Source organism: Citrobacter sp. Cf087 (assembly GCF_030334285.1).
GTDB classification, from domain to species: Bacteria; Pseudomonadota; Gammaproteobacteria; order Enterobacterales; family Enterobacteriaceae; genus Citrobacter; species Citrobacter freundii.
This window is the reverse complement of sequence record NZ_JAOWED010000022.1, coordinates 752985-769386: the sequence shown is the minus strand read 5'-3', so window position 1 is coordinate 769386 and position 16402 is coordinate 752985. Positions and strand designations below refer to the sequence as shown.

Sequence of the window (16402 nt, the reverse complement as noted above, 5' to 3'; positions counted from 1 at the left end):
CTAAAAAAAACATAACAACATGCATTGTCGGGCAGGAAAATGAATATCTCTCTGAGAAGGTCCACTCTCGCGTTACTTGCGTCATCTTTGTTATTAACCATTGGTCGTGGCGCCACGCTGCCATTTATGACGATTTACCTCAGTCGACAGTATCAACTGAGCGTCGACCTGATCGGTTATGCGATGACGGTTGCACTGACCATAGGCGTCGTCTTCAGCCTTGGCTTTGGTATTCTGGCCGATAAGTTCGATAAAAAACGCTATATGTTGCTGGCTATCTGCGGCTTTGCCTCCGGCTTTATTGCTATTCCGCTGGTGCATAACGTCGTGATAGTGGTTTTGCTCTTTGCCCTGATCAACTGCGCCTACTCCGTCTTCGCCACGGTGCTGAAAGCCTGGTTTGCCGATAACTTGTCTGCGACCAACAAAACGAAAATTTTCTCACTTAACTATACCGTGCTGAACATCGGCTGGACCGTTGGTCCGCCGCTGGGCACGCTGCTGGTTATGCAAAGCATTAACCTGCCGTTCTGGCTGGCTGCCGCCTGTTCTGCGCTACCTCTGGTGTTTATCCAGACGTGGGTAAAACGTTCACCGGCAACCGCAGAAGGTGTAAATGCCGCTGTTTGGTCCCCTTCAGTACTGCTGCGCGACAGAGCATTATTCTGGTTTACGCTGTCAGCATTTTTGGCATCATTCGTTGGCGGCGCCTTTGCATCCTGTATTTCGCAATACGTTATGGTGGTCGCCGATGGCGATTTTGCCGAGAAAGTCGTCGCGGTGGTCCTGCCCGTTAACGCCGCCATCGTAGTATCACTGCAATACGCACTTGGTCGCAGGCTCACCGCCACGAATATCCGCCCGTTAATGACAATGGGTACAGTCTTCTTTGTCGTTGGCCTGGTCGGTTTCGCTTTCTCCGGCAACAGTCTGTTGTTATGGGGAATTTCTGCTGCCTTTTTCACTATCGGCGAAGTCATTTACGCACCGGGTGAATACATGCTTATCGACAACATCGCGCCAGCAGGTATGAAAGCCAGCTATTTTTCCGCCCAGTCGTTAGGCTGGCTTGGCGCAGCGGTTAACCCATTAGTCAGCGGCGTCATTTTAACCACATTGCCACCCTGGTCGCTGTTTGTGGCGCTGATAGTGGCGATCGTTCTTGCCTGGGCGCTAATGATAAAAGGCATGCGCGCCAAACCCTGGGGCCAGACGGCGGTCTGCTAGTTATTATGTTCGCGACAGAGCCACAGTCGCTCTGTCGCATACCTCAGATAGCAACCAGTCCCCGAACGCCCTCGGACTCCATATTTTTACCGTCGCCGCTTTGAATAATGCTGCCCCGCGACATCAACAGGTATTTGTCGGCGAGCTGCTCGGCAAAATCATAGAACTGCTCCACCAGCAAAATGGCCATATCGCCGCGATGCGCCAGTTGGGAAATCACCTGACCAATCTCTTTAATGACCGAAGGCTGGATCCCCTCGGTAGGCTCATCAAGGATCAACAATTGTGGGCGACTTGCCAGTGCTCGTCCAATCGCCAGTTGCTGCTGCTGCCCGCCGGACAAATCTCCGCCCCGCCGATGCTTCATTTCCTGTAAAACCGGAAAGAGCGCGTAAATATCATCCGGCACATGTCGTGCCTCCGGTGCTGAAAAACGGGAAAGGCCGAGCAGCAGATTCTCTTCTACCGTCAAACGCGGAAAAATATCACGCCCCTGCGGGACATACGCCACACCGGCCCTGACCCGCTGATGCGGCTTCCATTGAGTGACATTTTTCTCCTGCCAGAGCACGCTTCCGCTGCGGGCCGGAATAAGCCCCATCAGACACTTCAGTAGCGTTGTTTTCCCCACGCCGTTACGCCCCAGCAGACATGTCACCTCACCGATACGCGCTTCAAAGTTCACCCCGCGCAGAATATGACTGCCGCCATAATATTGATTAAGTTCTTTCACCTGCAGCATCTGCACTCCTTAACGCCCGAGATAAACTTCAATAACCTGCTCGTTGGCCTGCACTTCACGCAGACTCCCCTGAGCCAGGACACGTCCTTGATGTAATACTGTGACGCGATCGGCAATGGTTTCGACAAATCCCATATCGTGCTCAACAACCATCAGAGAGTGCTTACCGGCAAGCTGGCGAAACAGCTCCGCCGTGTATTCCGTTTCCGCATCCGTCATCCCCGCCGCGGGTTCATCCAGTAGCAGTAAATGCGGCTCCTGTACCAGCAGCATGCCAATTTCGAGAAACTGTTTTTGCCCATGCGAAAGCAGACCAGCGCGGCGGGCCCGCTCATTACCCAGCCGCAACAGCGCCAGTACTTCATCAATACGATCCCGCTGTTCGCCTGAGAGTCGTGCCCGTAGAGAACCCCAGACAGATTTATCATTTTTCAGCGCCAGCTCCAGGTTCTCTTCCACCGTTAATGCTTCAAATACCGTGGGCTTTTGAAATTTCCGTCCAATCCCCTGACGTGCAATGGCAATGGGATCCAGCGTCGTTAAGTCGGTCGACTGATCGTATATCGCACGACCACTTTGCGGCCTGGTTTTGCCGGTAATGACATCCATTAACGTTGTTTTTCCGGCGCCGTTGGGCCCGATGATGCAACGCAGTTCCCCAACCCCAATATTGAGCGTGAGATCGGTTAGCGCCTGAAAGCCATCGAAGTTAACGTTAATTTTTTCCAGCTGTAGCACCGGATCAGTCTGGTTGCGAAACCGATCCCCCGGCATCTGGCGAGTAAATAGCCCTTCATCTGGTTGCATTATTTGTCTCCCTTGCGAAACAGACCAATTACCCCTCGGGGTAAAAACAGCGTAACGCCAATAAAGATCAGGCCAAGAAACAGCTGCCAGTATTCCGGCATAATCACCGTAAACAGGCTTTTCGCACCGTTCACCAACACGGCGCCGAATACCGGGCCGATCAGGGTTGCACGTCCGCCGAGGGCAACCCAAATCGCCGCTTCAATCGAGTTGGTCGGCGACATTTCGCTGGGGTTAATGATCCCCACCTGCGGAACATACAGCGCCCCTGCCAGGCCGCACAGTACAGCGGAAAGCGTCCACACCAGTAACTTGAAACCTTTCGGATCGTAACCACAGAACATCAGACGGTTCTCTGCATCCCGCACGGCAGTCAAAATACGACCGAACTTACTGCGGGCCAGCGCCAGTCCCAGCCATAATGCCAGCACCAGCAGCATGACCGTCGCCAGAAACAGCGCGATACGGGTTGAGGTGGCGGTTACCGGGAATCCCAGAATGGTGGTAAAGCCGGTAAAACCGTTATTTCCCCCAAAACCCGTTTCGTTGCGAAAAAACAGCAGCATTCCTGCGAAAGTCAGGGCCTGGGTCATGATGGAGAAATAGACCCCTTTGATTTTTGACCGAAAGGCAAACCAACCAAATACCAGCGCCAGCAGGCCAGGAACCAGAACGACCAGCAGGAGCGCCCAGATAAAATGTTGCGTCCCCCACCAAAACCACGGCAACTCGCTCCACGACAGGAATGACATGAAGGCCGGTAATCCTTCGCCAGAGGCCTGGCGCATCAGGTACATTCCCATCGCATACCCTCCCAGCGCAAAGAAAATACCGTGTCCCAGCGAGAGCATGCCGGCATAGCCCCACACCAGATCCAGCGCGACCGCGACAATGGCATAACAGAGAATTTTCCCGGCCAGCGTTAGCGTCCACACCGATATCGCCAGCGGATGGTCCGCAGGTAACAGCGCAAGAAACGGCAGAATAATCAACGCCAGCAATAACCCCAGCCCCAGGATGCGCGTCGCGCGTGGCGCTTTACGCGCCAGCGTTAATGTCATTGGCATCGTCATCAGTCAATAACCCTCCCTTTTAGCGCGAACAACCCCTGCGGACGTTTCTGAATAAACAGAATAATCAGCACCAGAATCATGATTTTGCCTAGAACCGCCCCCACCTGAGGCTCCAGAATTTTATTGAAGATCCCCAGTCCAAACGCCGCGGCCACGCTCCCGGCGAGTTGTCCCACGCCGCCCAGCACCACAACCAGAAACGAATCGATAATGTAGCTTTGCCCCAATTCCGGTCCTACGTTGCCCAACTGCGAGAGCGCTACGCCCCCCAGCCCGGCAATGCCTGAACCAAGGCCAAAGGCCAGCATATCGACGCGTCCGGTAGGTACGCCGCAGCAGGCCGCCATACTGCGATTTTGCGTCACGGCACGTACGCGCAGCCCCAGACGCGTTTTATTCAACAACAACCAGGTAAAAAACAGCACCAGAATGGCAAAGCCAAGCACCACAATTCGGTTCCACGGTAAAATCAGATTGGCATAAACCTGAATTCCCCCTGAAAGCCATGCCGGATTGGCGACTTCCAGGTTTTGCGCGCCGAAGGACATACGCACCAACTGGATGAGCATCAGGCTGATCCCCCAGGTCGCCAGCAGCGTTTCGAGAGGACGCCCGTATAAATGGCGGATCACCCCGCGCTCAAGCAGCATTCCCACCGCCGCGGTAAGTAAAAAGGCAACCGGCAGCGCAATAACCGGATACCAGGCTAGCCATTGCGGGAAAAACTGGCCCATCAGCTGTTGTACCATCCAGGTACAGTAAGCCCCGAGCATTAACATCTCGCCATGCGCCATATTAATGACGCCGAGTAATCCATAGGTTATAGCCAGACCCAATGCCGCCAGCAGCAAAATTGAGCCCAGTGACAGCCCCATAAAGGCCTGTCCAAGAAGATCGCCAATCTTCATGCGATGCGCGATGGAATTCAGGCTTTCGCCAGCGGCAGCACGCACGCGGGTATCGGGTTCATGTTCAGCCTGGGTGAATGGTTGCAGGCGCGCCTGAGTTTCAGGATCATTTGACGACCCTAATAGTTCGATTGCCTGACGTCTGACCTCCGGCGAGGAACTGTTCAGCTGCAGATTTGCCAGTGCAATAGCCAGCGCGGATTTCACATCACCATTTGACTCCTGAGCCAGTCGTTGCTGTAAAAACGGCAGCATACCCGGCTGTGCCTCACGCTGTAATGTACGAGCTGCCTCTAACCTTAATGTGACACTGTCACTTAAAAGCTGATGAACGGCCTGCGTTCCTGCCACCAGATTACGCAGGCGGTTAGTCAGGCGAATTTTTTTTAGCTCGCCGTTTGGGGTTATCGCTGTTCCTAACGGCTGTGCGTGCGAGCCGTTCATGATGAAGGTATTTTTCGCGTTATCAGTCAGCAGATGCTCCTCGCGCAACGCGTTGAGCATCGGCAAACGCTGAATGTCGGGATTGATCGACCATTGTTCGAGCAAGGCGGCCTGCTGAGTTCGATTTGCGGCTGTAAAGGTATCGGCATCTGATGCCTGCGCTATCCACGGCAAAAACCACGTCAGCAACAACACACCACGAATAAAGCGCATAGCTTTCATGAGCGTTCTCCAAAGCGGTACCCTCCCGCAGGAGGGCACACGATCAGTTGCTGGCGGTTTTCACAGGCTGTTCAGATTTTTTATCATTACCAGCGATGTACGGACTCCATGGCTGGGCGCGGACCGGCTCATCGGTTTGCCATACCACGTTAAACTGGCCATTGCCCTCAATCTCGCCAATCATGACGGGTTTATGCAGGTGATGGTTGGTCGCATCCATGGTCAGGGTAAAGCCTGATGGCGCAGCGAAGGATTGCCCCGCCATTGCAGCGCGAACTTTATCCACATCGGTCGTTCCGGCTTTTTCTACCGCCTGCGCCCACATATGGAGGCCAACATACGTAGCTTCCATGGGGTCGTTTGTCACCACCGATTCAGCATTTGGTAATTTGTGCGCTTTGGCATACGCCCGGTAATCCGCGACAAACTTCTTGTTGGCAGCGTTATCGACGGACTCAAAGTAGTTCCAGGCTGCAAGGTTGCCCACCAGCGGTTTGGTATCAATACCGCGTAACTCCTCCTCACCCACGGAGAATGCCACCACAGGAACATCGGTAGCTTTCAGGCCCTGGTTGGCCAACTCTTTATAGAATGGAACGTTAGAATCGCCGTTGATGGTTGATACCACCGCCGTTTTTCCCCCTGCAGCGAATTTTTTAATACTGGCGACAATGGTCTGGTAATCGCTGTGTCCGAATGGGGTGTACACCTCTTCGATGTCTTTATCGGCAACTCCTTTTGAGTGCAAAAAGGCGCGTAAAATTTTGTTGGTCGTGCGCGGATAAACATAATCCGTGCCCAGCAGGAAGAAGCGTTTCGCGCTGCCGCCGTCCTCACTCATCAGATACTCAACCGCAGGGATCGCCTGCTGGTTGGGGGCTGCGCCGGTATAGAAGACGTTAGGCGACATCTCCTCACCTTCATATTGCACTGGGTAAAACAGCAGACCGTTCAATTCTTCAAATACTGGTAGAACCGATTTACGCGAAACCGATGTCCAGCAGCCAAAAACTGCCGCTACCTTATCCTGACTCAGCAACTGCCTTGCTTTTTCAGCAAATAAGGGCCAGTTCGAGGCTGGGTCAACCACCACCGGTTCCAGCTTTTTACCCAACACACCGCCCTGAGCATTAATTTCATCGATGGTCATCAACGCCACATCTTTTAGCGGCGTTTCGGATATGGCCATCGTGCCGGATAAAGAATGCATGATGCCAACTTTGATGGTGTCGGCTGCCTGAACGCTAAAACTCACGCCCATTGCTACAACAGAGGCAGAAAGTGCAAAAGCTTTTAAAAATGTACGACGCTGCATAGTTTCACTCCTGAAATTAAACTTGCTGAAAGCTCCGGTGCAGCCGGGCAGACAAAACGGTGCAAATTAAAGGTGTTCAGAAGTGATAAGGCAAAAACGATGCCAGATATTAAAACATCATATAAAATCAATAAATTAGCATCTCGAGCACAAAAATCAGTATTACATTTTCCCACCAAACGGGTTAATCAAAGGAAAAATTGAACCACCATGAGACAACTCTGCATTATAAACGTGCAACAATCTGTGTCAGCAGCACACTGTCATAGCAGCGTCTCAGGGTTTAAAAACAGGATTATTTGTGCGCAGATAAATGTGTCTCGTCACTATTATTTATTTTATTCGACGTGATCATGTCAAAAATTTACTTTTCAGCCGAAATAATCACACAGTTCAGCCTTTGTTTAAGATTGAATTGCTACTATAGTCATAAGCGAGGTGAACTTAAGGTAAGAGAGGAAACTCACAGATAAAGGAGCATTTACTATGCTGGGTAATATGAATATTTTTATGGCTGTTCTGGGAATTATTTTATTTTCCGGTTTCCTGGCCGCGTATTTTAGCCACAGATGGGATGATTGATGAACGGAGATAGTCCTGCACCGACCCGGCCCCTTGTTGCGTAGCTGCACAAGGGGCCATTTTTTTGCCCAAATCGCGCTCGTGGTACCTTTTTCCTGATTTACAGATAAAAAAAACCGCCGGATAAACCAGCGGTAAATGCTTGCATGGATAGATTTGTGTTTTGCTTTTATACGCTATCTGGCAATTCCCTGCGAAGATAACGGATAGTCAGCTAACCTATCATCAACAACCCCAATGAAAGTTAAACGAAACGCAACTACCTCAAAGCGTTTTCGAAAACTCACGCACTGAGGGGATACGAGGTCCCGTCATTGGTGTCCACCAACGCGATCTGCTCATTTTCATCCATAAACATACAGCGATTTCTGCCGGTCTGTTTCCCCTGATACATCGCCCTGTCAGCCCGACCAAGCGCGGTATCCAGCGTTTTACCCGGTTGGACTCGGGTTATGCCTGCCGTCACCGTGATACCGATCTCTCCATCAGCGTAGGGAATTTTTTTCTGCCCAATCAGACGACAAAGTCTCAAACCCGCCTGGCATGCCTGCTCGTCCGTTTTTGTTCTGATGATGATAATGAACTCTTCTCCACCGTAGCGGTACGCCACCTCATCATATCGCGTCCATGACAATAAATTTGATGCCAGAGCCCGCAATACAACGTCACCAACCAAATGGCCGTAGGTATCGTTAACGTATTTAAAACGATCGATATCTAACAACAATATATAGAGATTAAGCGGTTCGGCATCGAGCAACTGCCGATCAAAAGACTCATCGAGCATTCTTCTGCCAGGTAAACCTGTTAATACATCGATATTACTGCGGATATTCAATAAATATATTTTGTAGTCCATTACAGATGAGGTAAATGCCAGCAGCGCGTCCTGGAAACTGTCGAAATGCCATGGATGGCTACGTTTCTCCACTATAGCCAATAGCAACTCCTTGCCTAATAAATGCATCTTTTCGTGGGTGGCATTTATCTTGCTTACGTAACTACAATCATCCTCATTATACCGCGATTGATTATTAAGCCACTGTCCAAATCGACAAACACAATGCGAATTTTCACCCACAATATCCGGCTGAGTAACATCTAAAGACACCACGCAGCGGAACATTGTCACTAACCATTTGTAGTGGGCATCAATGGACTTGTTCAACTCAATCAAAATTGTATCTATTTCCTTCGTATTTCTCATCATCACGTTCTCCCTCCCTGTTCGAGCGTTTCTGATGGAATTATCTTAACGATAAAAAAGAAAATTTATGTAAATTTTTTAATAGTAATTAATAAGCCGCGATTAACAATAGCATTGCGCTATGCCACTGGTCGCGGCATAGCGAGTATCGCCGACTCAGTTCATACCTGGCTCAAATTGGTCGCGGTTCATTGAGCCTTTTATTTTCGCGGATAGATAAAAACCGATAAGAAAGCTGATGTGTATGCCTTAAGCTTTTTATAGCTATGAATATCCAGTGTCAGTGATGCTACCGTCAGAGTTGTTACGGTCAGGATAAAAATTACAATATCCTCTGCTGTCGCCAGTGGCCAATTCTCAAAGTAGGTTTGCAGACTGTTAAGGACGATTTTATCAACAAGTTCTGTACGTTCAGGCATGTTTAAGACCTCTATGAAGTTCAACGTTTTGGAACAATGATTGTCGCACAGAGTAAAAGTAACTTTTTCCGGTAAGGACGTTAAATTGCAGGGTTCTTTTCTTAGATAATTCAAATAAACGGGCATCACATCCGGTTGTTGATGCGCGAAGCGACAGTAAGCAGTAGGCCGGATGGCGCTTCGCTATCCGGCCTACTGCGTAATTCCCTTTTCATCACAATGATGAATTTATCGGCATCATTATGATTAACTAAGCTGAATTGAGGACTTTCCCCCTCTGAACAAACCTTACGCGCTCAAACCACGATGTTCCAGCATCGGCTCCATTTTTGGATCTCGTCCGCTCCACTGACGATAGAGTTCAGCTAAATCAGTGCTATTTCCGCGGGACAAAATCGCTTCGCGGAATTTCTGCCCGTTTTCACGAGTTAATCCGCCCTGCTCTACAAACCACTGATAGCCGTCATCGGCCAGCATTTGCGTCCACAGATAGGCGTAATAACCCGCGGCATAACCGCCGCCGAAGATATGGGCAAAATAACTGCTGCGATAACGTGGTGGCACGGCCTTGAGATCCAAACCTTCTGCTGCCAGCGCCTGTTGTTCAAATTGATCGACCGAAAGAGATAACGCGCTATTTTCCAGACCGTGCCAGCGCATATCCAGCAATGCAGCACTGAGCAGTTCGGTCATGTCGTAACCTTTGTTAAACAGGCTGGCCTGCTGCATTTTATCTCGCAACGCCTGCGGCATTTGCTCCCCGGTAACAACATGACGAGCAAAACGAGCAAAGACCTGCGGATGACTCGCCCAGTGTTCGTTAATCTGCGAAGGAAATTCAACAAAATCACGCGGAGTGTTGGTCCCTGAAAGCGTGGCGTAACGCTGAGTGGCGAACAGACCGTGCAACGTGTGCCCAAACTCATGAAATAACGTAATAACATCATCCCACAATAACAATGCAGGCTGACCTTTTGCCGGTTTTTGATAATTACACACGTTGTAAATAACCGGCCGGGTTTCATTGAGTTGCGATTGCTCAACAAAATTGCCCATCCAGGCACCACCGCTTTTCGATTCCCGGGCAAAGAAATCGCCGTAAAATAACGCCAGACCTACGCCATCGTGATCAAATATTTCCCATACCCTAACATCCGGGTGATAAACAGGAATATCGAACCGTTCTATAAATTTTATGCCAAAGAGTTGATTTGCCGTCCAGAAAACGCCCTCGTTCAGCACCGTATCAAGGGCAAAGTAAGGTTTGAGCTGCGCCTCATCCAGAGCATATTTCTCACGACGAACCTGCTCAGCATAAAATGCCCAGTCCCAGGCCTCGACGTTAAATTGCCCCTGTTCGTGATTGATAACATTCTGGATTTCGGCCTGTTCATCTAGTGCCCGAGCTCGCGCGGCAGGAACAATCGCCCGCATGAAAGTCAGTGCAGCTTCCGGTGTTTTTGCCATCTGGTCGGCAATTTTCCATGCAGCGTAATTGGCAAAACCGAGTAGTTTCGCCTGCTGCATCCGGATCTCGACCAGTCGCTGAATAATAGCCCGAGTATCGTTAGCGTCATTGTTTTCTGCTCTCGTCCATGCGCGGGTGAACAGACTTTCACGGGTATGGCGATCGCGTAACGCCGCAAGCGCCGGTTGCTGAGTCGTGTTCAATAGCGGGATAACCCAACGCGCGTCGAGCCCTTTCTCCCTTGCAGCTTCAGCGGCAACGGCAATTTCCTCAGCGCTGAGTCCCTCCAGGTAACGTGCATCATCCACCACCAGAGCAGCAGACTTGTTCGCTGCCAGCAGCCGTTGGTTAAACTGGCTGGTCAGCGTGGCGGACTCTGTATTGAGCGCTTTAAGGTTCGCTTTATCAGTCTCATTCAGACATGCGCCGGCCAGTACAAAACGCTGGTGGATGACCTCCAGCAAGCGTAATGATTCGCTTTCCAGCCCCAGAGAACCTCGCCGTTGCCAGACAGCTTCAACGCGTGAAAAGAGTGCTTCATTGAGATAGATATCATTGGCAAGGCTCGCCAGTTCTGCGGAAAACTCTTCGTCAAGGTGCTGTAGTTCATCGTTGGTGTGCGCCGCCGTCATCGCGAAGAAAACGCTGGTTACGCGTGTCAACAAAGCGCCGCTTTGTTCAAGCGCCAGCAACGTATTGGCAAAATCAGGGGCTAGCGGGTTTTGCACAATCGCCTCGATCTCTGCACGTTTTTGCCGCACGCCTTCATCGAACGCTGGGCGATAGTGCTGCACCTCTATCTGATCAAACTGCGGGGCCTGATACGGCAACGTGCTGTGACGTAAAAAAGGATTCGTTAACGACATTTTTCACTCCTGAAAACGATTTGTTTACCAGAGTAGACTTCCCAGGATTCAACCGCAATCGCGTTACGCAGGAATAGCTCTGAACGGAAATGACGTGCTATGTTAGTACTACATAAAAAGCGTTGAGGAACAGTGAGATGATCGTTTTAGTAACCGGAGCAACCGCAGGTTTTGGTGAGTGCATTACGCGTCGTTTTATTGAGAATGGGCATAAAGTTATTGCCACCGGACGCCGCCAGGAGCGCCTGCAGGAACTGAAAGAGGAATTGGGTGACCGCCTCTATACCGCGCAACTGGACGTACGTAATCGTGCATCAATTGAAGAGATGCTGGACGCCCTCCCTGCTGAATGGCGCAATATTGATGTTCTGGTCAACAACGCAGGTCTGGCGCTGGGCCTTGAGCCTGCCCATAAGGCCAGCGTTGAAGACTGGGAAAATATGATCGACACCAACAACAAAGGGCTGGTTTATATGACCCGTGCCGTTCTGCCAGGCATGGTTGAACGCAACCGCGGTCATATTATCAATATCGGTTCTACAGCGGGCAGTTGGCCATACGCTGGCGGTAACGTCTACGGTGCGACCAAAGCATTTGTTCGCCAGTTTAGCCTGAATTTACGTACTGATTTACACGGCACTGCCATTCGCGTTACCGACATCGAACCGGGTCTGGTTGGCGGTACGGAATTCTCTAATGTCCGTTTCAAAGGTGATGATGCCAAAGCTGAAAAAGCCTACGAAAATACCACGGCGCTGACCCCGCAAGATGTCACAGAAGCGGTATGGTGGGTGGCTTCTTTACCGGCTCATGTCAATATCAACACCCTTGAAATGATGCCTGTCACACAGTCTTTTGCCGGGCTGAGTATTCATCGGAGCTAATTTATCTGCCCGGCCTTGCGCCGGGTATAGATAGCCTGAAAGAAGTGATAAAATATCCGGGTTAACTCTCTAAAAAGTAAGAATGAATGACCGTAGAAACGCAGCTCAACCCTACACAGCCAGTAAATCAACAGATTTACCGTATTCTTCGCCGTGATATCGTGCATTGTCTGATAGCACCCGGTACACCGCTGTCTGAGAAAGAGGTTTCCGTACGCTTTAATGTGTCACGCCAGCCGGTACGAGAAGCATTCATCAAACTGGCAGAAAACGGTCTGATTCAGATCCGCCCACAGCGTGGCAGCTATGTGAACAAGATTTCGCTGTCGCAGGTGCAAAATGGTTGTTTTGTCCGCCAGGCGATTGAATGTGCCGTGGTACGCCGCGCCGCATCGCTGATCAACGACCAACAGTGCTATCAGCTTGAACAAAATTTGCATCAGCAGCGCATAGCAATTGACCGAAAACAGATCAATGATTTCTTCCAGCTTGATGATGAGTTTCATCAGAAACTGGCTTTAATCGCCGAGTGCCAACTCGCCTGGGATACCGTTGAGAATATAAAGGCTACAATTGACCGCGTTCGTTATATGAGCCTGGATCATATTTCCCCGCCTGAAATGCTGTTACGCCAGCATCACGATATCTTTGCCGCCCTTGAGAAACATGATGGCGATGCGGTCGAGCGCGCAATGATGCTCCATCTCCAGGAAATTGGTGAGTCCGTTCAGCTTATTCGTCAGGAAAATAGCGACTGGTTCAGCGAAGATTAATACTACGCTCGCCTCACACCGGGGTGAGTTTCTCCTGCGTTTTCCCCTCTCCTGCATAACTGCATAAAAAAAGCTGTGATTTTGATCGAAAACAAAAAAAATCCTTAACGAGAAGCGTATTTATATTGCGCCCGTTACGTGGGACTAAAAGCCCACGGGCTTTGACGGTAAGTTGGAAAGGAGAAAACACCATGAAAACATACGATCGTAACCGTAACGCAATCACCACTGGCAGCCGCGTCATGATCAGCGACACCGGGCTCACAGGCCGCATTACAGCGATAGATACCGATGGCCTGACCGCTGAGCAGATTCGCCGCGGAAAAACAGTGGAAATCGAAGGGTGTGAAGGCAAATATGCCCCCCTCGAGCTGATTCGTTTAGGCATGAACTAATTGGTGTGAATGCCAGAAAACACAGCGCCATCTGGCCCGTTGAAAGCCAGATGGCGACATAAAACATAATCTTCGTTACTTCAGTTTTGCTGCATACTTCGCAACCGTCGCTTTCGCCCCTTCAGCCAGTAAAGCAAGATATGCTTGTGTAACCTGGTTTTTGAACAATTCAACCTGCGGCAGTTCACGACCAAAGATAGCATCGATCGCCAGCAGCGCCCGAACGCGCTCTTCGCCCTCGTTACTGCTACGCACCGCATTCTGGATCACGGGCAACAGCGGATCGCTAATTTCAATCGCCTGGCCCTGCTCATCCACACCGCCGACGTAGCGCATCCAGCCCGCCACGCCCAGCGCCAGTAAATCAAAGTGACTGCCGTTTACAATGTGCCAACGAACGGAATCAAGCATACGCTGCGGCAATTTTTGGCTTCCGTCCATAGCAATCTGCCAGGTACGATGACGCAGTGCCGGGTTGCTGTAACGCTCAATTAACAGATCGGCATAACGCTGTAGATCAACACCTTTTACTTTCAGCGTGGGTGCTTGTTCCTGCAACATCAGCGCACGAGCTGCAAGACGATAGTTTTCATCGTCCATACAATCATTAATGTGTTGATAACCGGCCAGATAACCAAGATAAGCCAGGAAAGAGTGGCTGCCGTTGAGCATACGCAGTTTCATCTCTTCAAACGGAATGACATCTGCCACCAGCTCCGCTCCTGCCTTCTCCCATTCAGGGCGACCGGAAACAAAGTTATCTTCGATAACCCACTGACGGAAAGGCTCACATGCCACACCTGCTGGGTCGCGTACGCCAGTGATGTGTTCAATTTTGTCCAGAGTCTCTGGGGTAACTGCCGGGACAATTCGGTCAACCATAGTCGACGGGAACGTCACATGTTGTTCGATCCACGCAGCCAGTTCTTCATCCACCGCTCTGGCATACGCGGTGACAACATTACGCATTACATGACCGTTTTCAGGCATGTTGTCGCAGGACATCACAGTAAAGGCGGCTAAACCTGCCGCTTTGCGGCGTGCCAAAGCCTCAACCACTACGCCTGGCGCAGTTTTTGGCTGTTTTGGGTTTTGCAGATCGGCGGCAATCATTGGATTGTCTAACATCAGTTCACCGGTCGCCGGAGAATGGCAGTATCCTTTCTCCGTTATGGTCAGAGAAACGATCGCGACCTGTGGTTCACACATCGCTGCCAGTACGCTTTCCAGACCATCAACCTGTGCATGCAATGCATTTTTCACCACGCCCACGACTCTCGCAGTCCAGGCATCAGCAGACATCTCTGCAACGGTATACAGATTATCTTGATGTTTCAGATCGAAAATCTGCTGCTCGCCGCCAATCAGATTCACTTCGCAGTAGCCCCAGTCACTGCCGTGGTCTGCAGCCAAAATGTCAGCGTAAACCCCCTGATGTGCGCGGTGAAACGCGCCAAACCCCAGATGAACAATACGCGGAACCAGTTTTGTACGATCGTAGTCAGGAAGTGCAGCCTTTGCCGCTAAGAGCTTGTTTTGCATGGTATGGCCTACTTATAAATGAAATCAGGACTGTTCCAGAGTAACGCCTGTATGGTTGTATGTTTTGATTTGCATTAAGCTTTTTATGATTGGTATGACATCAATATCTAAGCTATATACCACCTGAAAGATGAATATGGCGGCACACTGCCGCCAAAGAAGATTAGTGTTTCTGCCACTGCTGGTATTCACGTTTTAGTCTCTGCGGCGCGGTTTCAGGCATCATTAGCAAACCAATGACTGAGATGACGCCTAGTACAATCACGTAGGTTGCCAGTCCATAATAATGCCCACCAGTAACCTGCAGAATCTTCACAGCCACCAGCCCCAGGATCCCACTACCTATCAGCGATCCTAACTGCCAAATTAATGCAATACCGCTACAGCGAATGTGCGTAGGGAAAAGCTCCGGGAAATAAGAGGCCTGAGGCGCATAGCACATACTATGTCCAAAACTCAGAACCAGAATCATCACAAGCTGTGTTAGCCAGAAATTATCCTGATTAATTGCCAGGAAGAATGGAATAATCATAACAACCTGAAGAAGCGCACCCATAATATAGACGGGTTTACGCCCAATTCTGTCACACAGCGATCCCATTAGAGGTATGGCAACAATTTCTATTATCACTGCGACAATCATTGTCTCCATCAAGATATTTGCATCAAGATTATTTGCTTTACCGTAAGCAAGGACAATCACAGTAAACATAGCAAATGTGCAAGCTTCAATAAGCTTAGCGCACACTCCCTTAACAACAATACCAGGGAAATCACGAATGACTTCGACTAATGGTCGCGATTCTTCTGCTTTTGTCTCCCTAATCTGAGCAAAGACTGGTGACTCATCAATTTTTAAGCGGATAAACAGCCCAACAATAACCAGTAGCAGGCTTAACAGGAACGGTATACGCCACCCATAATCCATCATTGCCTCTGGAGAAAGCGTGGCATTCAACAACGCAAAGAGTGCCAAAGGCAGAAGGAAGCCAACCGGAGCGCCGATTTGAACCCAACTGGAGAAAAAACCACGATGCTTGGGTTCAGAGTATTCAGCAGTCATCAGTACTGCACCGGCTTGTTCACCTCCAACACCAAAGCCTTGTAATACACGAATAAAAATAAGTAAAGCTGGGGCCCATACACCTATTTTTTCGTATGTAGGTAACAAGCCAATACAGAATGTCCCTAAGCCAACGATTAATATCGTAATCACCAGAGCTTTTTTGCGTCCAACTTTATCGCCAATATGTCCAAAGACAATTCCGCCTAATGGTCTTGCGAGGAAACCAACAGCATAGGTAGCAAAAGCCGCGAGTGTACTAATTAACGGATCATCACTTGGGAAAAATAAATGGCCAAAAAAGAGTACAGCTGCTGTGCCATATGCAAAAAAATCATAATACTCAGCAGCAGTACCAATTGCGGATGCTGAAGCCACTCGGCGAATAATGGGCTTATTATCTACGTTGTTTTTAATATCGACTGAACTAACCATAAGTTTAACCTTCTGTAGGGTATTGGGTTA

General features: G+C 49.9%; 15 protein-coding genes. 5 read left to right on the top strand and 10 right to left on the bottom strand.

Going from position 1 to position 16402, the window contains the following annotated elements:
- Positions 1–39 precede the first annotated feature (39 nt).
- Complete coding sequence (gene ydeE, locus OGV57_RS05810; protein WP_003843627.1) at positions 40–1227, top strand: efflux MFS transporter YdeE; 1188 nt, start codon at positions 40–42, stop codon at positions 1225–1227.
- 43 nt (positions 1228–1270) lie between these two features.
- On the opposite strand, the gene urtE is transcribed toward ydeE, so the two are convergent.
- Genes urtE through urtA form a run of 5 tightly spaced genes read right to left on the bottom strand, consistent with a single transcriptional unit; the run spans position 1271 to position 6738 of the window.
- On the bottom strand, positions 1271–1969 hold the full coding sequence (gene urtE / locus OGV57_RS05805; RefSeq protein ID WP_054528371.1) for an urea ABC transporter ATP-binding subunit UrtE: 699 nt from the start codon (positions 1967–1969) through the stop codon (positions 1271–1273).
- A gap of 9 nt (positions 1970–1978) precedes the next feature.
- A complete protein-coding gene (gene urtD, locus OGV57_RS05800; protein ID WP_032935768.1) occupies positions 1979–2776 on the bottom strand; it encodes an urea ABC transporter ATP-binding protein UrtD in 798 nt (265 codons plus the stop codon).
- Positions 2776–3849 (bottom strand): urea ABC transporter permease subunit UrtC, encoded by a 1074-nt coding sequence (gene urtC / locus OGV57_RS05795; protein WP_054528370.1) that lies wholly within the window; start codon positions 3847–3849, stop codon positions 2776–2778. The genes urtD and urtC overlap by 1 nt, the downstream gene beginning before the upstream one ends.
- Positions 3849–5423 carry an urea ABC transporter permease subunit UrtB gene (urtB, locus tag OGV57_RS05790; RefSeq protein ID WP_054528369.1) on the bottom strand — a complete coding sequence of 525 codons (1575 nt, stop codon included), beginning with the start codon at positions 5421–5423 and terminating at the stop codon, positions 3849–3851. Before urtB ends, urtC begins: the two co-directional genes overlap by 1 nt.
- A gap of 43 nt (positions 5424–5466) precedes the next feature.
- Complete coding sequence (gene urtA / locus OGV57_RS05785) at positions 5467–6738, bottom strand: urea ABC transporter substrate-binding protein (protein ID WP_003032408.1); 1272 nt, start codon at positions 6736–6738, stop codon at positions 5467–5469.
- Between the two features lie 486 nt (positions 6739–7224).
- Between urtA and mgtS the strand changes: the two genes are divergently transcribed.
- Positions 7225–7320, top strand: coding sequence for a protein MgtS (gene mgtS / locus OGV57_RS05780; RefSeq protein WP_003032406.1), 96 nt, complete (start codon positions 7225–7227; stop codon positions 7318–7320).
- Positions 7321–7603: 283 nt separating this feature from the next.
- On the opposite strand, the gene OGV57_RS05775 is transcribed toward mgtS, so the two are convergent.
- The 3 genes from OGV57_RS05775 to dcp all read right to left on the bottom strand — a co-directional run bounded on the left by OGV57_RS05775 (position 7604) and on the right by dcp (position 11280).
- On the bottom strand, positions 7604–8530 hold the full coding sequence (locus tag OGV57_RS05775; RefSeq protein ID WP_286530828.1) for a diguanylate cyclase: 927 nt from the start codon (positions 8528–8530) through the stop codon (positions 7604–7606).
- Between the two features lie 197 nt (positions 8531–8727).
- Positions 8728–8946, bottom strand: coding sequence for a hypothetical protein (locus OGV57_RS05770; protein ID WP_003836310.1), 219 nt, complete (start codon positions 8944–8946; stop codon positions 8728–8730).
- Positions 8947–9234: 288 nt separating this feature from the next.
- Positions 9235–11280, bottom strand: coding sequence for a peptidyl-dipeptidase Dcp (gene dcp, locus OGV57_RS05765; RefSeq protein ID WP_054528367.1), 2046 nt, complete (start codon positions 11278–11280; stop codon positions 9235–9237).
- A gap of 137 nt (positions 11281–11417) precedes the next feature.
- On the opposite strand from dcp, the gene ydfG reads away from it, so the two are divergent.
- The 3 genes from ydfG (at position 11418) to ydfZ (ending at position 13332) form a co-directional block, all read left to right on the top strand.
- Complete coding sequence (ydfG, locus tag OGV57_RS05760; protein ID WP_003032398.1) at positions 11418–12164, top strand: bifunctional NADP-dependent 3-hydroxy acid dehydrogenase/3-hydroxypropionate dehydrogenase YdfG; 747 nt, start codon at positions 11418–11420, stop codon at positions 12162–12164.
- A gap of 86 nt (positions 12165–12250) precedes the next feature.
- On the top strand, positions 12251–12937 hold the full coding sequence (locus OGV57_RS05755; RefSeq protein ID WP_003032396.1) for a GntR family transcriptional regulator: 687 nt from the start codon (positions 12251–12253) through the stop codon (positions 12935–12937).
- Positions 12938–13128: 191 nt separating this feature from the next.
- Positions 13129–13332, top strand: a complete 204-nt coding sequence (gene ydfZ / locus OGV57_RS05750) for a putative selenium delivery protein YdfZ (RefSeq protein WP_003032393.1) — start codon at positions 13129–13131, stop codon at positions 13330–13332.
- Positions 13333–13407: 75 nt separating this feature from the next.
- Here the strand turns inward: ydfZ and OGV57_RS05745 are convergent, their stop codons facing one another.
- Both OGV57_RS05745 and OGV57_RS05740 read right to left on the bottom strand, forming a co-directional pair.
- A complete protein-coding gene (locus OGV57_RS05745) occupies positions 13408–14874 on the bottom strand; it encodes a mannitol dehydrogenase family protein (protein WP_049015837.1) in 1467 nt (488 codons plus the stop codon).
- A gap of 163 nt (positions 14875–15037) precedes the next feature.
- Positions 15038–16372, bottom strand: a complete 1335-nt coding sequence (locus OGV57_RS05740; protein WP_003836325.1) for an MFS transporter — start codon at positions 16370–16372, stop codon at positions 15038–15040.
- Positions 16373–16402 lie beyond the last annotated feature (30 nt).

Excerpts from the sequence above, each read along its gene's own strand:
- OGV57_RS05755 (WP_003032396.1), top strand. The coding sequence starts at position 12,251 with ATGACCGTAGAAACGCAGCTCAACCCTACACAGCCAGTAAATCAACAG.
- OGV57_RS05770 (WP_003836310.1), bottom strand. The coding sequence starts at position 8,946 with ATGCCTGAACGTACAGAACTTGTTGATAAAATCGTCCTTAACAGTCTG.
- urtB (WP_054528369.1), bottom strand. The coding sequence starts at position 5,423 with ATGAAAGCTATGCGCTTTATTCGTGGTGTGTTGTTGCTGACGTGGTTT.
- urtA (WP_003032408.1), bottom strand. The coding sequence starts at position 6,738 with ATGCAGCGTCGTACATTTTTAAAAGCTTTTGCACTTTCTGCCTCTGTT.
- ydfZ (WP_003032393.1), top strand. The coding sequence starts at position 13,129 with ATGAAAACATACGATCGTAACCGTAACGCAATCACCACTGGCAGCCGC.
- ydeE (WP_003843627.1), top strand. The coding sequence starts at position 40 with ATGAATATCTCTCTGAGAAGGTCCACTCTCGCGTTACTTGCGTCATCT.
- urtD (WP_032935768.1), bottom strand. The coding sequence starts at position 2,776 with ATGCAACCAGATGAAGGGCTATTTACTCGCCAGATGCCGGGGGATCGG.
- urtE (WP_054528371.1), bottom strand. The coding sequence starts at position 1,969 with ATGCTGCAGGTGAAAGAACTTAATCAATATTATGGCGGCAGTCATATT.
- OGV57_RS05740 (WP_003836325.1), bottom strand. The coding sequence starts at position 16,372 with ATGGTTAGTTCAGTCGATATTAAAAACAACGTAGATAATAAGCCCATT.
- mgtS (WP_003032406.1), top strand. The coding sequence starts at position 7,225 with ATGCTGGGTAATATGAATATTTTTATGGCTGTTCTGGGAATTATTTTA.
- ydfG (WP_003032398.1), top strand. The coding sequence starts at position 11,418 with ATGATCGTTTTAGTAACCGGAGCAACCGCAGGTTTTGGTGAGTGCATT.
- OGV57_RS05775 (WP_286530828.1), bottom strand. The coding sequence starts at position 8,530 with ATGATGAGAAATACGAAGGAAATAGATACAATTTTGATTGAGTTGAAC.
- OGV57_RS05745 (WP_049015837.1), bottom strand. The coding sequence starts at position 14,874 with ATGCAAAACAAGCTCTTAGCGGCAAAGGCTGCACTTCCTGACTACGAT.
- dcp (WP_054528367.1), bottom strand. The coding sequence starts at position 11,280 with ATGTCGTTAACGAATCCTTTTTTACGTCACAGCACGTTGCCGTATCAG.
- urtC (WP_054528370.1), bottom strand. The coding sequence starts at position 3,849 with ATGACGATGCCAATGACATTAACGCTGGCGCGTAAAGCGCCACGCGCG.